Genomic DNA, 14,164 nt, shown 5'->3' with positions numbered 1-14,164 from the left:
CAGTCAGGGAAAGGGCAAGCAGGCAGACTGCCGCTCAGGCACGCGCAAGCGTAATGCATCGTGCGTCTGGCAGGTATCACTGATCGTTCAGCGCAGCGCTCGCGTAGAACTCATGCAGCTTTGCCTGCAATAGCTGCCTGTCCGGCAAGCGGGTCTGATACTCGGCAATCAGCGCGGGTGAAAGCGAGCGGTTCAGGGCGTACTCGACCACTTCATCGTTTTTGCTGGCGCAGAGTAAAACGCCGATGGCCGGGTTTTCATGGGGTTTGCGTACCTTCCGGTCCAGCGCCTCAAGATAAAAGTCCAGCTTGCCCAAGTACTCTGGCTCAAAGCGGCCGACCTTGAGTTCGATGGCAACAAGGCAGTTGAGGCCGCGATGGAAAAACAGCAGATCCAGTGCAAAATCCTGACCGCCGACCTGCAACGTGTACTCGGAGCCGACAAAACAGAAGTCGCGGCCCAACTCGATCAGAAAATCCCTCAGGCGTTGCAGCAAACCGCGATGCAGGTCGGCTTCGGCGTGTCCCGATGGTAGCTCGAGGAACTCCACCATGTAGGCATCACGGAACACATCCAGTGCTGCCGGTCGGGTTTCCTTGAGCATTGCCGAGGCTTTGGCTGGCTGGGTGATACTGCGCTCGAACAAGGCGGTCTTGAACTGGCGCTCCAGCTCGCGTTTTGACCATCTCTCCTGAGTTGCCATTTTCAGATAAAACTCGCGTTCTTCAGGGCGCTTGCTCTGGCTGAAAATGATCAGGTTATGGGACCAGGATAATTGTCGCGCCAGTGGTGCGACTTTCTCTTCTGCGCGGTAAATCTCATAGAACTGACGCATGCGAAACAGGTTGCTGCGCGTAAACCCGCGCAGTCCTGGCTGGGTTACAGCCAGATGCTCGGCAAGCTGGCTGACCACCGCGTCACCCCATTCGGCGTTTTCAATCTTGCGGCTGATGTAGGCGCCTACCTGCCAGTAAAGCTCGATCAGGCGAGTGTTGACCGCCTGTGCAGCTTGCTGTCGAGCGCTCTGAATCATTGCGAGCACTTCATCAAAGCGATCCTTTACAGGCGTATGCGGTGCATTGGGAGTACTCATGCTGCAAGTACTCCACTGCGTGGGAAACCGGTGTCGAGTTGCAAGCGAAAATCTGGATGGGCAGTTGTCCGGCTCATAGGGCGCGTCCTTGGGCAGTGGCTAAGGACGCTACTTTACGTTCAGATCACGACTGTCCGACCCAGAATCTCTTTTGAGTTTGTAGCACCAGGTTTCTGTTTGCGCAGGCCTTGACTTGCGCCTTATTTATCCAGGTCGGACGCCTGATGCCGCTCCGGCACCTGGTCCGCCTCTTCGCCCCAGGTGCGGTTGACCTTCTGGCCTTTGATGACGGCAGGGCGCGCGGCGATTTCTTCCGTCCAGCGAATCAGGTTCGGGTATTCGTGCACCGACAGGAACTCGGCGGCCGAATAAACCTTGTTCCTTACCAGCGCGCCATACCATGGCCAGACCGCGATATCGGCAATCGTGTAGGTGTCGCCAGCCAGGTAGCGGTGCTCGCCCAGTCGACGGTTCAGCACATCGAGTTGGCGCTTGGCCTCCATCGCGAAGCGATTGATGGGGTATTCGAGTTTCTCCGGCGCGTAGGCGTAGAAGTGCCCGAACCCGCCACCCAGGTAGGGCGCCGCGCCCATCTGCCAGAACAGCCAGTTCAGCGTTTCGGTACGGCCTGCCGGGTCGGCGGGCAGGAAACTGGAAAACTTCTCAGCCAGGTACAGCAGAATCGAACCGGACTCGAATACCCGGACAGGTGTTTCATGGCTTCGGTCCAGCAACGCAGGGATCTTGGAGTTGGGATTGATCTCGACAAAGCCGCTGGAGAACTGATCGCCCTCGGAAATGCGGATCAGCCAGGCATCGTATTCCGCGCCGCTATGCCCCAGCGCCAGCAGCTCTTCGAGCATGATCGTGACCTTCACCCCGTTGGGTGTGGCCAGAGAATAAAGCTGCAGTGGGTGCTTGCCGACGGGCAGTACCTTGTCATGCGTGGGACCGGCTACGGGCCGGTTGATGCTGGCGAACGTACCGCCTGCTTTTGTTTCCTGCTGCCATACCTTCGGCGGGGTGTAAGGGGTTTGGGTCATGAGTAGCCTCGCTTGTTCAAGGGTGATCGCTGGACCGGTCGTATTGCGAATGACCATTGACGTTATAGATCAACGTGCGCGGATGGAAGTGCCTTGCGATTCTGATCGAGCGTGGCGAGGCCTCGAAAGGGCCATTTAGCTGCCGCCGGTAGTTTGTGGAATATTCCTACAGTAACTAAGGCGTCGCCCTATAGCTGTAACTCTATGAAAGAAGAGAACATATGCCCGCAGCATGAGGCCATAAGGTTATCCATTTATGATCTTGATTGTCAAAATCGTTCTCTGATCTACCTGTCAATAGCTGGATACCGTATGTCGTCATCTCGCAGCACAAGCTTTATAAAATGGCGTGACCTGATCATCAATCTTGTGTCCAAGGAAATTAAAATCCGTTACATGGGGGCGACGTTGGGCTTCGTTTGGTCATTGGGAAATCCGCTGGTTGTTACACTTACGTATTACACGGTCTTCACCTATATCCTGCCCAGCAATCAGGACCGCTTTGCGCTTCATCTGGTAACGGGTGTCGTCCACTGGATGCTTCTGGCACAAATAGTTTCACAGAGCGGGGAATGGCTCATCAATAATGGCAACCTCATTCGGAAGTTACGCTTCCCGCGTATATTGCTACCCGTCTCCGGAGCATTGTCGATTGCTGTATTCTGGGCGGGCTGCATGCTCGTGTATGTATTGTTATTCCCCATGCTGGGTGGTGTGTTTTCACGCGCGCTGTTTTTTTATCCCATTGTACTGATTGCGTTCATGGCGCTCATCATGGGGTTCGGTCTGGCGCTTAGCATCATTCAGGTAACGGTGAGGGATGCAAAACACTTCATCGACGTATTTCTGCCCTTGCTGTTCTGGTTGACGCCAATTGTGTGGGTCACCTCCGCGCTGCCCGAAGGTATCGCCAGCATAGCGGCCTACAATCCGGTAGCCCTTTATTTCGATAGTTTCAGCAGCATTTTGCATACCGGGGTCGTTCCAGACACCCGCGATCTGCTGCTTTGCGTGTTAATGGGGGCCGCGTCGTTGCTTGCCGGCCTGCTCATATTCAGGAAGGTCGACGACGTGGTGGAGTATTTATGAGCCGTGTCGTCATAAAGGCAGAAAACCTCACCAAACAGTTCACCCTTCGCCACAACAGGGGCGGTTTGAAGAGCAAGTTTCTAGGTCTGTTCGATGTTCGACACCGTGAGCATGCCGAAACGTTCATGGCAGTCAGCGACGTGTCGTTCACCTTGCATAAGGGGGAATCGCTTGCACTTGTGGGGCATAACGGTTCAGGTAAAAGCACGCTGTTGCAGCTGGTTTCACGCATTCTTGTTCCCACCAGCGGACGTTTGACTACGGTGGGCCGTGTAGCCCCTTTAATAGAAATCGGTGTGGGCTTTCACCCTGATCTGACAGGGGAAGAGAATATCTATCTCAATGCCAGCCTGTTCGGGTTAAGTAACAGGGAAGTACGTTCGCGTTTCAACGAGATCGTGGATTTTTCCGGGCTTGGAAACTTTATTGATACGCCGGTCAAGAACTATTCGTCGGGTATGTACATGAGGCTGGGTTTTTCGGTAGCGGTTCATGTTGAGCCACAGGTCCTGCTGGCTGACGAAGTGCTTGCTGTGGGGGACGAAGAGTTCAAACGCAAATGCCACGAGCGAATTCGCACTTTGCAGGATGACGGCATGGCCCTGATTCTTGTTACTCACGCGGTAGAAGAGGGGAAAGCGTTTTGTCAGCGTTATTTGACGCTTGAGCGTGGCCGGATAATCGAACACGGTTGTTATTGATTCATTGCAGTCAGCGCCACTTCGTCAACTTCAAATTACCCATTCAAAAGGGATTTTCATGCTGCAAATTATCGTTCCGATGGCGGGTGCCGGGAGTCGCTTTGCGGTCGCGGGCTACACCGATCCCAAGCCGTTGATCCCTGTGCACGGTGTACCGATGATCAAGGTCGTGATTGACAATCTGACGCCGGATTGTCCGCACCGATTCATCTTCATCTGTCAGGCGGATCAGGTCGCAACCTATTCGCTGAGGGAAAAGCTGAATGCCTGGGCACCTGGATGCGACATCGTCGAGCTTGGTGGGCTGACGGGGGGCGCCGCGTGCTCCGTTTATGCCGCCAGGCACCTGCTCGACTATAGCCAGCAAGTGATGATTGCCAACAGCGACCAGTATGTCGATGTGGACATAAACGCTTATCTGCAGGCAATGAACGAGGGTGACGCAGCGGGCTTGATCATGACGATGAAAGCCAGCGATCCGAAGTGGTCGTTTGTGGGCTTCAGTGCAGAAGGCCTCATCACCCGCGTAGTGGAAAAAGAGGTCATCTCTGACGAAGCCACTGTTGGCATCTACAACTTTCGCAATGCAGGTCAGTTGATATCGGCCATCGAGACGATGGTCATGAAAGATCTTCGCGTCAATGGCGAATTCTATGTTGCGCCAGCGTACAACGAGATCATCGGGCGCGGCGCCAAGGTGATTCATTACAGTATTGGCGCAGAGGGGCATGGCATGTACGGCCTGGGTATACCGGCAGACCTGAACCAATTCCTGTCGTTGCCGCTGAGCAGGCAGGCAGCCTCGGGAAGACAGGCCTGACATGCACATCATCAGCCATCGCGGCTACTGGCTGCAAAAGCCGCAGCGCAATTTGCCCGAAGCATTTCACCGATCATTCGACCTTGGTTTCGGCACAGAGACCGATGTCCGTGATGTAGCGGGTCAACTGGTTATTTCTCACGACATGCCCGTCGGCGGCGAGCTGACGCTTGATGGGCTGCTCGACATCATGGCGGGTCGTAACCTGCCACTGGCCATCAATATCAAGGCTGATGGCATGGCGCAGGCGCTCGCCAAAACCTTCGCTCGATACGGTCATACCAACTGGTTTGCCTTTGATATGGCGGTACCGGACATGCGCAGTTACTTTCACGCGAATGTCATTACTTACACCCGGCTCAGCGAAGTCGAACCGTCCCCAGCCTGGATCGAACAGGCATCAGGTGTCTGGCTTGACGGTTTTGAGGGGGAATGGTTTTCCAGCCAGGTTATTGGCGATCTTCTATCTCAGGGCAAGCAGGTGTGTGTGGTATCTCCCGAGTTGCACGGGCGTGAACATGGCGGCCTATGGCAGCAATTGCTTGAGCTCGAAGCGCACAACGGTTTAACGATTTGCACTGATATTCCCGCAGACGCAGCCACTTTCTTCAAGTGAGGCAATCATGATCAAGGCAGTGATATTCGATATGGATGGCGTCCTCATTGAAGCCAAGGAATGGCATTACGATGCACTGAACAAAGCCCTCGGCCTGTTCGGTTACAACATCAGTCGCCATGAACACCTCACCGCCTACGACGGTCTGCCCACCTCGCGCAAACTCGACATGCTGAGCGTCGAGCGCGATCTGCCGGTGGCGTTGCACGCATTCATCAACGAGATGAAGCAGCAGTACACCATGGAGATCGTGTACGCCCAGTGCAAGCCGACGTTTGTGCACCAGTACGCGTTGTCATCGTTGAAAACAATGGGCTACAAGCTGGCGGTTGCATCCAACTCCATTCGCAACACAGTGGAGGTCATGATGAACAGGGCAGATCTGGAGCGATACCTCGATTTGCAGCTCTCCAACGAGGATGTCAAACATGCCAAGCCAGCTCCCGATATCTACACCAAAGCCATCAGGCAACTGGGGCTGAAGCCCGAAGAGTGTCTGATCGTCGAAGACAACGAAAATGGTATCAAAGCCGCCAGAGATTCCGGCGCCCATGTTCTGGTGGTGGCTGAAACCTGCGATGTAAACCTCAATAACATCCTTGGCAAGGTCGATGAGATCAACGTCGACAAGGTGGCTAGCCTGTGAGCGCATTGAACATCATTCTTCTGTCGGGAAAGAAGGGAGAGACGTCGCTCGACGACGGCGAGTACCCCGAATATCTGTGCGAATGCAATGGCAAGCCACTGATCCACACGCTGATCGACAACTGTGCTGCGCTTGAGCCGCGCAGGATCATCTGCACATTCTCGAATGACGATGTCACTCGGCTGCACCTTCGCAACATGGTCCAGCAAATGCACCCTGCGGCCAGTGTTCTGCCCATTAACAAAGTCACCCGGGGTGCCGCCTGCACGGCACTTCTGGTGAGCGGGCAAATCGACAACGATGATGAGTTGTTGATTCTCAGTGTCAGTGATTTTCTGGATATAGAGCTGCGTGACGCCGTGCGTGCGTTTCGGGACAACGATGAAGATGCCGGCGTGGTTATCTTCAATTCACTGCACCCTCGCTATTCATTCGCACGTCTGGATAGCAACTGCCGGGTCATTGAAGCAGCCGAAAAAAATCCGATCAGTCCCCACGCCATTGCAGGTGTGTACTGGTTCAAATCCGGCTCGCTGTTCGTGGCGGCGGCGAAAGAGATGATTCGCAAGGATGCCAGGGTCAATGACAACTTCTACATAGCACCCGCCCTCAATGAGCTGGTGCTGTTACAGAAAAGGATCGGTGCCTACCGGATCGAACCCAATCAGTACCGGCCGCTGAAAACCAATAGTCAGCTTCACGCTTTCGAAGCAGGAGAAATGCGATGAAAACGGCAAGACTGCAAGACATGGTCAAAGGCTGGTTTGTGGGCGGCTTCGAGCCTGCTGCTTTCAGTACCGAGTCCTGTGAGGTCGGGGTCAAGACTTACACGGCAGGCGAAAAGGAAGCAGCCCATTACCACAGGGTTGCCACCGAGATCACCGTGCTCATTTCCGGGTCCGTCAACATGCGCGATCAGGTCTGGCATGCAGGCGACATCATTGTTCTGGAGCCGGGGGACATTACGGCGTTCGAAGCGCTCACTGATGCAACCACCGTTGTCGTTAAGGTGCCCGGCGCGCTTGCCGACAAGTACGTCGTCTGAACCATGAAAACTACTCATCTCCAGCACCATCCAAGCCTTGGTTACCTGGCAGCGGGCAGCCTGCGTAACCTTCCGGTGGGCCTGCTGCTGCCCCATGAATGTTCAGGTTTTGTTTCGTTCCGCGCCCATCCGTTTCGCAAGCCGGAGCGGGTAATCAAAAACCTGCATGCCGCCCAGCGTCCGTTATCCATGTATGGCGCGGGTAGTTACTGCTTTTATGGTGTCCAGAGTGATTCACCGCTGGCGCCACTGCTGCTGTGGGACGGTGCCCACTTTCTGAATGTTGGCGAGAAGATTACAGTTATCGAAGACACTGAGTTTGAGTGCTATCTGGACCGTGAATATTTTGCCGGATCACTCAAGGTAATCGAACGCTCGGCCACCTCTGTCACCTACAAAAAGGTCGCAAGGCTGGCGGCGGAATCCGATGACGATCTTGATGGCTGGAGCTTTTGCCTTCCTGTAGGGCCAGGAGACGCCACGGTTCTGAATGCGGTAGTGAAGCGCATTCTGGAAATCGATGTTCCGCGCAAAGAGATACTTCTGTGCGGCACACCGGGAAGCAACTTCGCCTATTTCGACAAGGTCCGCCTCGTGGGGCAGGACATTACCGCTCCGCCAGTGCAGATCTGCAAGAAGAAAAATCGTCTCGCTCTGGAGGCTGGATTCAGCAATCTCGTGATCCTGCATGACCGCGTATTTCTGCCCAGGAATTTTGGAGAAATCGTACGTCGCTTTGGTCCGCGCTATCCGTTGATGACACTGCAAAGCATGTTTTTCGACAATCGGCTCAGTATGCACCCTCGCCGCTATTCGGATTACGGCATGGCCATGGAGCAAGTTGCGCAGGGACTGCTGGGGCTGCACCGTACCAGCGGTAATGCGCAGGCTATTGCCCCGTCAGTATTCTCGGAAGTTGACCGGACCGGGTTCTGTTTCGCCAGCCCGATGCGCCACAACAGCGACGCCAGTTACCCCACAGGCAGCCTCTATATTTGCCGTAAGGATGTGTGGAATGCCTGCCCTCTGGACGAGTCTCTGCACTGGGTGGAATACGAAGACATCGAGCATGCGCTACGAGCGTCCCGAGCGGGTATTCCGAACCGTATAAACCCTTTCGGTATCACTCAGTCAGTGACCTCCCGAGCACTGCTGGGAGGCAAGGCTTCGGTCGAATCCGTTGACGGATGTCTCGGAATATCCGGGCCTTGTTATGTGTCCCTGCTGAAAAAGAAACCTCTTTTGAACCTGTCTGCCGAGACCGCACTGGTCAGATTGCGGCAATTCGCTGACAAATACCTGGCCAATCCGTCGGCGGTCATTATTCCAACCGGTCTTGATTGCATCTCTGTCCGAGCCTGGATTGAACTGATCGATCACATCGCTCAACAGTCCTCGTTCAGAAATGATATCGACGCAGTCAAAGAGTTTCTTGCTGATTTCGAGCGGCTGATGCTGTTCGATCAGCTAACACAAACCCGACAGGCGTTTCTGGTCAATCGCTTCCTTGCAGACCCTGTGCTGGCCAAGCAGACGCTGATCACCCAGAGCTGTGAAGTGCGCAATATGTTGCGTCAACGCAGTACGCAGGCATGGTTTGTTCGTCAGCAGGATGATTACTTTCACCACCACCTCCTGTCGCTCCCGGGTATTTTGATTTCGGCGGTTCGTACTTACAGAAACAACGGGAAAATCTTCTATTTTGAAAGCGTGTGGGCTGCGGTGAAGGCTATCTACAACTCCACTCCCTTCAAGTCCTATGCCAGAGGTTCAAAATGAAGATATTCGTCGTGTCTCATTTGAGCCCCAGGCCGGCCAGTCATGAGCTGATCTGTCAGCTGTCCCACATCCAGCACGCGTATAGAAAGACTATCCCGGTGGTTGTCATCGATGACCGCTACAACCTGACCGAACTGCCCATCAGCGATCTATCGACGGACCACGTCCAGTTCAGTCTGGAAGACTTCCTTCACGAGAATGGCCTGAGCGGCATCGTGGCGAACAGCGTTGCGCTTCATATGGATAAAGTCGAGAGCGCATGGGTACTGATTGATTTTGGTCAGCATGACTCGGCTACCTGCATGGACTTCATCCAGAAAATGGCTCGCTACAACTATTTGAGCCCAAGGCTTCGAAACCGAAACATCGTGATCATGGTGCCTGCCATGCACCTGGGTATCTATTCGCGAACCCTCAATGCGTCGTTCAATAACCTGCCTTCAAGCACAACAGCCGCAGCTCATTCGGCTCAAATCGGGAGGTTATTCATGGTCACTCGTCTTGAGACGGTGCTGATCAGCCTGCCAATGCTGGCCGGAGTCCTGCGTCGAATGCATCGTCTCTTCCTGCGCGTTTTTCGGCGTGCTGCGAGATTCACCTGACTGATCTGTTTTTCTTGTCGTCATCTCCCATTAAAGGTTAAGAACATGCCTCATCTTGTGGCCGTTGATTCCAGAAAAATCAGCGTGGTTATCCAAGGGCCTCTTTATCGCAACCTGAGCCCCCAGCGGAATATCTTCGCCTGTATCGCATCGGTCAGGGCGCACCTGCCGCATGCCGAGGTTATCGTCTCTACCTGGCGTCATGAAGATACCTCTGCGGTTGAGGTGGATCAGCTCATCATGTCGGATGATCCGGGTGCCTTCGTCGACGATGCCGGTAATCAGATCAACATCAATCGCATGCTGCGATCGACGTTGTGCGGTATTCAAGCCGCCTCAAGACCGTATGTCATGAAGATGCGCGCCGACCACAACCTGACCAGCCCTGCACTGGCTGTCATAGGTCAGCCAGATGATGCCGAGTCTGGCGAAACACGGCTGTTCGAGACGCCCATTACCACCACGACGCTCTACATTCGTGACCCTGAACGGTTACCGATGTTGTTCCACATATCGGACCTTGTTCAGTTCGGCACGCGTGATGCGATGCTCGCCATGTGGGAGCAACCACTATTCGAAAGGGACGCGCTTTTCAATGACAAGCCGTCTCGCAACCCGTTTGGCAACTTCATTGGCTACACGTCTGCGCGCCTGGTGACCGAGCAGGCGCTGATGCTGGGTGTCATGCGCAGGAAGGGCATTGACGCCCGGCTTGGACGACCTTGCGAGGTAGGGCTGAGCAATCTGAAGTTATGGGACAACGTCTTGAGGCGCAACTTCAGAGTCCTGAATCACTCCGAGGCTGGCGTAGACTTCCCGGAACGCTTTCTAACCAGTCGCCGCGTATTGAGCACACTCTACAAGGCCTCCGCGATAGAGCAATTGCAGGGTCTTGATCCGAAGCGCTACAGGCTGAGAATAGCGCGCATATGGCTCAATCAGTACTTGCTGACCTGCCTGCGGCCCGGCTGGTGGGTGTCCTTTGCGACCATCGTGCTGTTCAGCAGCTCGCCGACCTTTGCCAAGCGCGTTCGCTCGTACTGGCGCACGCTCAGGAAGGTAGCGCATGCGGAGTCCTATCGGGTCTAGCCATCCCGACCCCGAGCACTTGCACAACTTTAGCGAAGTGCGATTGTGCCGATAATAGTTGATGTTATTTCAAGTCGGTTACTTTATTCTCGCCGCGCTCTTCTGTGTGGCCAATCGCCACTTTTTGCTGCGGCAGGTTCTCGCCAAGCATGGCAGCGCCCCCAACATAAGGAATGAATCGTGAACTCTGTGATGTTTCGCAAGACCCTTCTCGCCATGGCTGTGGCTGCAACTGCCGTTCCGGCTTTTGCTGAAACAGTCCAACTGACCAACGCTGGCTACAAAAGCGAGCGTCAGACCCATACCGGCAATCTTGAGATCAACGGTGCCTATGCGGGGAGTGCGGTTAAAGATGCGATTCAGCTAAGTGGTTCGACCGTTGAAAAGAACCTTATCCTCAACGGGAACATCAGTGGCTCCGGCACCTTTGCCAGTGGTGAAGGAGCCAAAGGCATCAGCCTGGAGGGCGGTAAGATCAACGGCAACGTCATCAACCACGGTCTGGTTGAAGTTTCCGGTCAAGGCGCGACGGCCCTGGACGTCGCCACGAGCCTGAAATTCTTCGAAAACCATGGCAGCCTCTCCGCTAGCGGCGCGGGGTCTCAAGGTCTTCGAATCGACGGGGCCACCATGATAGGCAATAGTGCGGACATAACCAACACCGGGACGATCCGTGGCGAGAGCGCTGCTATCGTGATGGGCACCACCAAATTCTCTATGATCGGCGCTCAGCCTTGGTACATCGAACGGGGCGACTTCAATATCTATAACGAAGGTTCGATCATTTCTGCTGACAGGGCCATCGACGCTTCTGGAAGCAATCGTCCGGTCGAGCTGATCCTGAGAAAGGGCAGCGTCGTTGTCGGTAACCTGATCGACGTGAGCAATATCGAGCTGGAGGGGGATACTTCCTTCACGGGTACTGACAGCCGTAAAGACGGCTACAACATTCGCCTGAAGAGCGGCGGATCGGTTTACGTTGGCGGCACCTCCGACAGTCCTACTACCATGACTTTCGAGTCCGCACACAGCAGCATTAACGGCGATCTTTATGTTGACGGCAATTCGGCGCTCGGTCTGAATCTGAGTAAGGCCACTGATGCTAAAACTGCGGTACTGAAAGTTACCGGGACCACTCAGTTCGAACCGGGAGCGCAAGTAAAGCTCGCGGCCAAGGGTGACGACTTCAATGCCAACGGCACTGCTTACACGCTTATCGAAGCAGGCAAGATCGAGCTGCTGACCAAGGATGGGCGCGCGGTCGATCCTGCTGGCAAACTGGATGTAGTCAGTACCTCGGCGCTGCTTAAAATCGACAGCTATACCGTTGACGGCAAAGACGTTGTGGCTGTGGTCACCGCCAAGGGCAAGGAAGAGGTCGCTCAGGTAGTTGCCAACAACGGCGGTTCAGTTAATGAACAGACCACACTGGTCAACCTGACCGGCGACAGCATCATCAGTAAGCTGAACGACAGTGATGCGTTCAAACAGCTTTTGCTGAACGCTGACGGCGGGCAGCTTGCCAAGCTGGCCTCGCAGCTGTCGCCGGAGGTCAACGGCGGGGCCAGAAGCGCCGCTACTACCAGCCAGGGTCTGATCAGCAACGTAACGGGCAGCCGCACCAGCTCGATACGCGGCGCGTCTTCTGGCGAAGGTTTCAAGAATGCCGGGGTTTGGGTCCAGTCGCTCTACAGCGACGCCACTCAAGGCCAGCGTGACGGAATTGCTGGCTATAACGCGTACAGCAGCGGAGTCGCGGTGGGCGCTGACGGCAAGCTCAACGACAACCTGACGCTGGGGTTGGCGTACAGCTTCATCAATACCGACGTGAATGGCAAAAGTGGCAACAAGACCGAAGTCGATAGCCATGCATTCACGCTGTACAGCGGCTTCGAACAAGGCAATTACTTTGTCGATACAAGCCTGACTTACGGCCTCAACGACAACCAGGGCAAACGCAGCATTGCAGGTACGCGTGCCAAGGCAGATTACGACAGTGACCTGCTGGGCCTGAATCTGGTGGGTGGCTACACCTATCACGTCACCCCGCAAGTATTGGTCGAACCACGTCTGGCGGCGCGTTACAGCCAAGTGAACATCGACGGCTACCGTGAGAAAGGCTCGTCGGCTGCGTTAAAGGTTGAAGACCAGCGTTATGAAACCATTGAGCTGGGCGCAGGCATGCGCGTGGCTGGCAGTTTCCTCGTGGGCGCAGGAACGCTGGAGCCACAAGCCAAACTGATGGCTTACCACGACTTCGCCGCCGACGAAGCACAGAGCACATCGACCTTTCTGCTCGGCAGTACGCCGTTTGTGACCAGCGGTGCCAAAGCCGTACGTGACAGTTACGAAGCGGGTGTGGGTGCCGATTACAAACTGGGTGCCGTCACACTGGGCGTCAACTACGACTACATCGGTAAATCGGGCTTCGATGCCGATGTGTTCTCTGCAAAAGTGCGTTACGACTTCTGATGAGAGATCACCGTCCCGGTCAGCAGCGCTGGGGCGGTATTCCTCCCGTCTTGATAGCGTTGCTGTTGAGCGTTTTTGTGACGGGTTGTCAGTCGCCACGTGCAGCCCTGCAGCAACTGGCGGACCAGCACGGCCGACAGATGCAGGTTCTGCCGGTACAGCCCTTTCCGCTGGCGGCGCTATTGCCGCCAGATACCTTCAGAACAACTCGCCTACGAGTCTATCTGGAAGGCGACGGCCATGCCTGGGCCACTGCCACTCAACCCAGTCTCGAGCCGAGCCCGCGTAACTTGCTGGTGCCTGGACTGGCAATCAACGACCCGACTCCCAACGTCTATCTGGCGCGACCTTGTCAATTCATCACAGCCCCGGCCTGCAGCGCTGCCCTTTGGACCAATCGCCGTTTCTCCCAGGCAGTGGTCACCAGCCTCAGCAGCGCGCTGGACCAGATGAAACAACGTTACGGTAATAACGAGTTCGAGCTGATTGGTTATTCAGGCGGCGCAACCCTCGCGTTGCTACTGGCGGGACAACGAAACGACATCACCCTGATTCAGACCATCGCTGGCAATCTCGCCCCGAACCAGTGGACAGAACTAAAAGGACTTTCGCCTCTCAATGGCTCGTTGGACCCACTCGATTACATTCAGCGCCTGGCATTGATACCTCAGCGTCACTTGTCGGGAACGCGTGACGAAATGATCCCGACTGAACTGGCAAGGCATTACATCAAGCAGCTAGGCAACGGTGCGTGCAGTCAGCTGGTTATTGTCTCGGGTCCGAGTCATGAAGACGGTTGGGAGGAGGTCTGGAAGCTGTGGAGAGGACGGGACGTAGATGTGTGTCCGTGAGAGTCCTACAGCTGACCAAAACGCACTGCATTGAATCGCTATGAGTCATTTTTTATGCAAGCGCTCATCCAGCAAAGCTTCGCGATTGTCGATTACAGGCGAGCCATAGAGTCCAGCTTACTGAGCAGCGCATACGGGTCAGTCCCGATCCCCCGACAGACATCCATGAACTCAATGACATCGAGCCTGCGCTCGGCGTTCTCGGTCTTTGAGACAAATGACTGCGGTCGCCCTAGCCTGACGGCCAATTCTTTTTGCGTCATGCCGGCTGCGCTGCGCGCTTCCAGCAAAAGATCAAGCAACGCTATAGCGCCTGTA

Annotated in this window: 15 protein-coding genes; 12 read left to right on the top strand and 3 right to left on the bottom strand. The window is 55.1% G+C overall.

Annotation, left to right across the window (positions count from 1 at the left end):
• Positions 1-76 precede the first annotated feature (76 nt).
• Positions 77-1,093, bottom strand: coding sequence for a PDDEXK nuclease domain-containing protein (locus tag AO068_RS05500; RefSeq protein ID WP_058407855.1), 1,017 nt, complete (start codon positions 1,091-1,093; stop codon positions 77-79).
• Positions 1,094-1,293: 200 nt separating this feature from the next.
• Positions 1,294-2,136: a glutathione-dependent disulfide-bond oxidoreductase gene (gene yghU, locus AO068_RS05495; protein WP_010211665.1), complete on the bottom strand. Its 843-nt coding sequence runs from the start codon at positions 2,134-2,136 to the stop codon at positions 1,294-1,296.
• A gap of 312 nt (positions 2,137-2,448) precedes the next feature.
• On the opposite strand from yghU, the gene AO068_RS05490 reads away from it, so the two are divergent.
• The 12 genes from AO068_RS05490 to AO068_RS05435 all read left to right on the top strand — a co-directional run bounded on the left by AO068_RS05490 (position 2,449) and on the right by AO068_RS05435 (position 13,846).
• Positions 2,449-3,225, top strand: a complete 777-nt coding sequence (locus AO068_RS05490; protein ID WP_058407854.1) for an ABC transporter permease — start codon at positions 2,449-2,451, stop codon at positions 3,223-3,225.
• Positions 3,222-3,926, top strand: coding sequence for an ABC transporter ATP-binding protein (locus AO068_RS05485; protein WP_058407853.1), 705 nt, complete (start codon positions 3,222-3,224; stop codon positions 3,924-3,926). The genes AO068_RS05490 and AO068_RS05485 overlap by 4 nt, the downstream gene beginning before the upstream one ends.
• Positions 3,927-3,984: 58 nt before the next feature.
• Positions 3,985-4,746, top strand: a complete 762-nt coding sequence (locus tag AO068_RS05480; protein WP_058401234.1) for a glycosyltransferase family 2 protein — start codon at positions 3,985-3,987, stop codon at positions 4,744-4,746.
• 1 nt (position 4,747) lies between these two features.
• Positions 4,748-5,362 carry a hypothetical protein gene (locus AO068_RS05475; protein WP_058407852.1) on the top strand — a complete coding sequence of 205 codons (615 nt, stop codon included), beginning with the start codon at positions 4,748-4,750 and terminating at the stop codon, positions 5,360-5,362.
• A 7-nt stretch (positions 5,363-5,369) separates the two neighbouring features.
• A complete protein-coding gene (locus AO068_RS05470; protein ID WP_058401236.1) occupies positions 5,370-6,008 on the top strand; it encodes an HAD family hydrolase in 639 nt (212 codons plus the stop codon).
• Complete coding sequence (locus AO068_RS05465; RefSeq protein WP_058401237.1) at positions 6,005-6,736, top strand: glycosyltransferase family 2 protein; 732 nt, start codon at positions 6,005-6,007, stop codon at positions 6,734-6,736. The genes AO068_RS05470 and AO068_RS05465 overlap by 4 nt, the downstream gene beginning before the upstream one ends.
• Positions 6,733-7,053, top strand: a complete 321-nt coding sequence (locus AO068_RS05460) for a hypothetical protein (protein WP_058401238.1) — start codon at positions 6,733-6,735, stop codon at positions 7,051-7,053. The genes AO068_RS05465 and AO068_RS05460 overlap by 4 nt, the downstream gene beginning before the upstream one ends.
• A 3-nt stretch (positions 7,054-7,056) precedes the next feature.
• On the top strand, positions 7,057-8,832 hold the full coding sequence (locus AO068_RS05455) for a hypothetical protein (RefSeq protein WP_057402873.1): 1,776 nt from the start codon (positions 7,057-7,059) through the stop codon (positions 8,830-8,832).
• Positions 8,829-9,434, top strand: a complete 606-nt coding sequence (locus tag AO068_RS05450) for a hypothetical protein (RefSeq protein ID WP_058407851.1) — start codon at positions 8,829-8,831, stop codon at positions 9,432-9,434. The genes AO068_RS05455 and AO068_RS05450 overlap by 4 nt, the downstream gene beginning before the upstream one ends.
• A 45-nt stretch (positions 9,435-9,479) precedes the next feature.
• Positions 9,480-10,523 carry a WavE lipopolysaccharide synthesis family protein gene (locus tag AO068_RS05445; protein ID WP_058401240.1) on the top strand — a complete coding sequence of 348 codons (1,044 nt, stop codon included), beginning with the start codon at positions 9,480-9,482 and terminating at the stop codon, positions 10,521-10,523.
• A gap of 192 nt (positions 10,524-10,715) precedes the next feature.
• Positions 10,716-12,995 (top strand): autotransporter family protein, encoded by a 2,280-nt coding sequence (locus AO068_RS05440; protein ID WP_058407850.1) that lies wholly within the window; start codon positions 10,716-10,718, stop codon positions 12,993-12,995.
• Positions 12,995-13,846, top strand: coding sequence for an alpha/beta fold hydrolase (locus AO068_RS05435; protein ID WP_058407849.1), 852 nt, complete (start codon positions 12,995-12,997; stop codon positions 13,844-13,846). The genes AO068_RS05440 and AO068_RS05435 overlap by 1 nt, the downstream gene beginning before the upstream one ends.
• A 92-nt stretch (positions 13,847-13,938) precedes the next feature.
• On the opposite strand, the gene AO068_RS05430 is transcribed toward AO068_RS05435, so the two are convergent.
• Positions 13,939-14,154, bottom strand: a complete 216-nt coding sequence (locus AO068_RS05430; protein ID WP_058407873.1) for a helix-turn-helix domain-containing protein — start codon at positions 14,152-14,154, stop codon at positions 13,939-13,941.
• Positions 14,155-14,164 lie beyond the last annotated feature (10 nt).

The organism is Pseudomonas sp. ICMP 3272 (genome assembly GCF_001466905.1).
Lineage (GTDB): Bacteria > Pseudomonadota > Gammaproteobacteria > Pseudomonadales > Pseudomonadaceae > Aquipseudomonas > Aquipseudomonas amygdali.
This window is presented reverse-complemented; position numbering and strand designations above follow the sequence as displayed.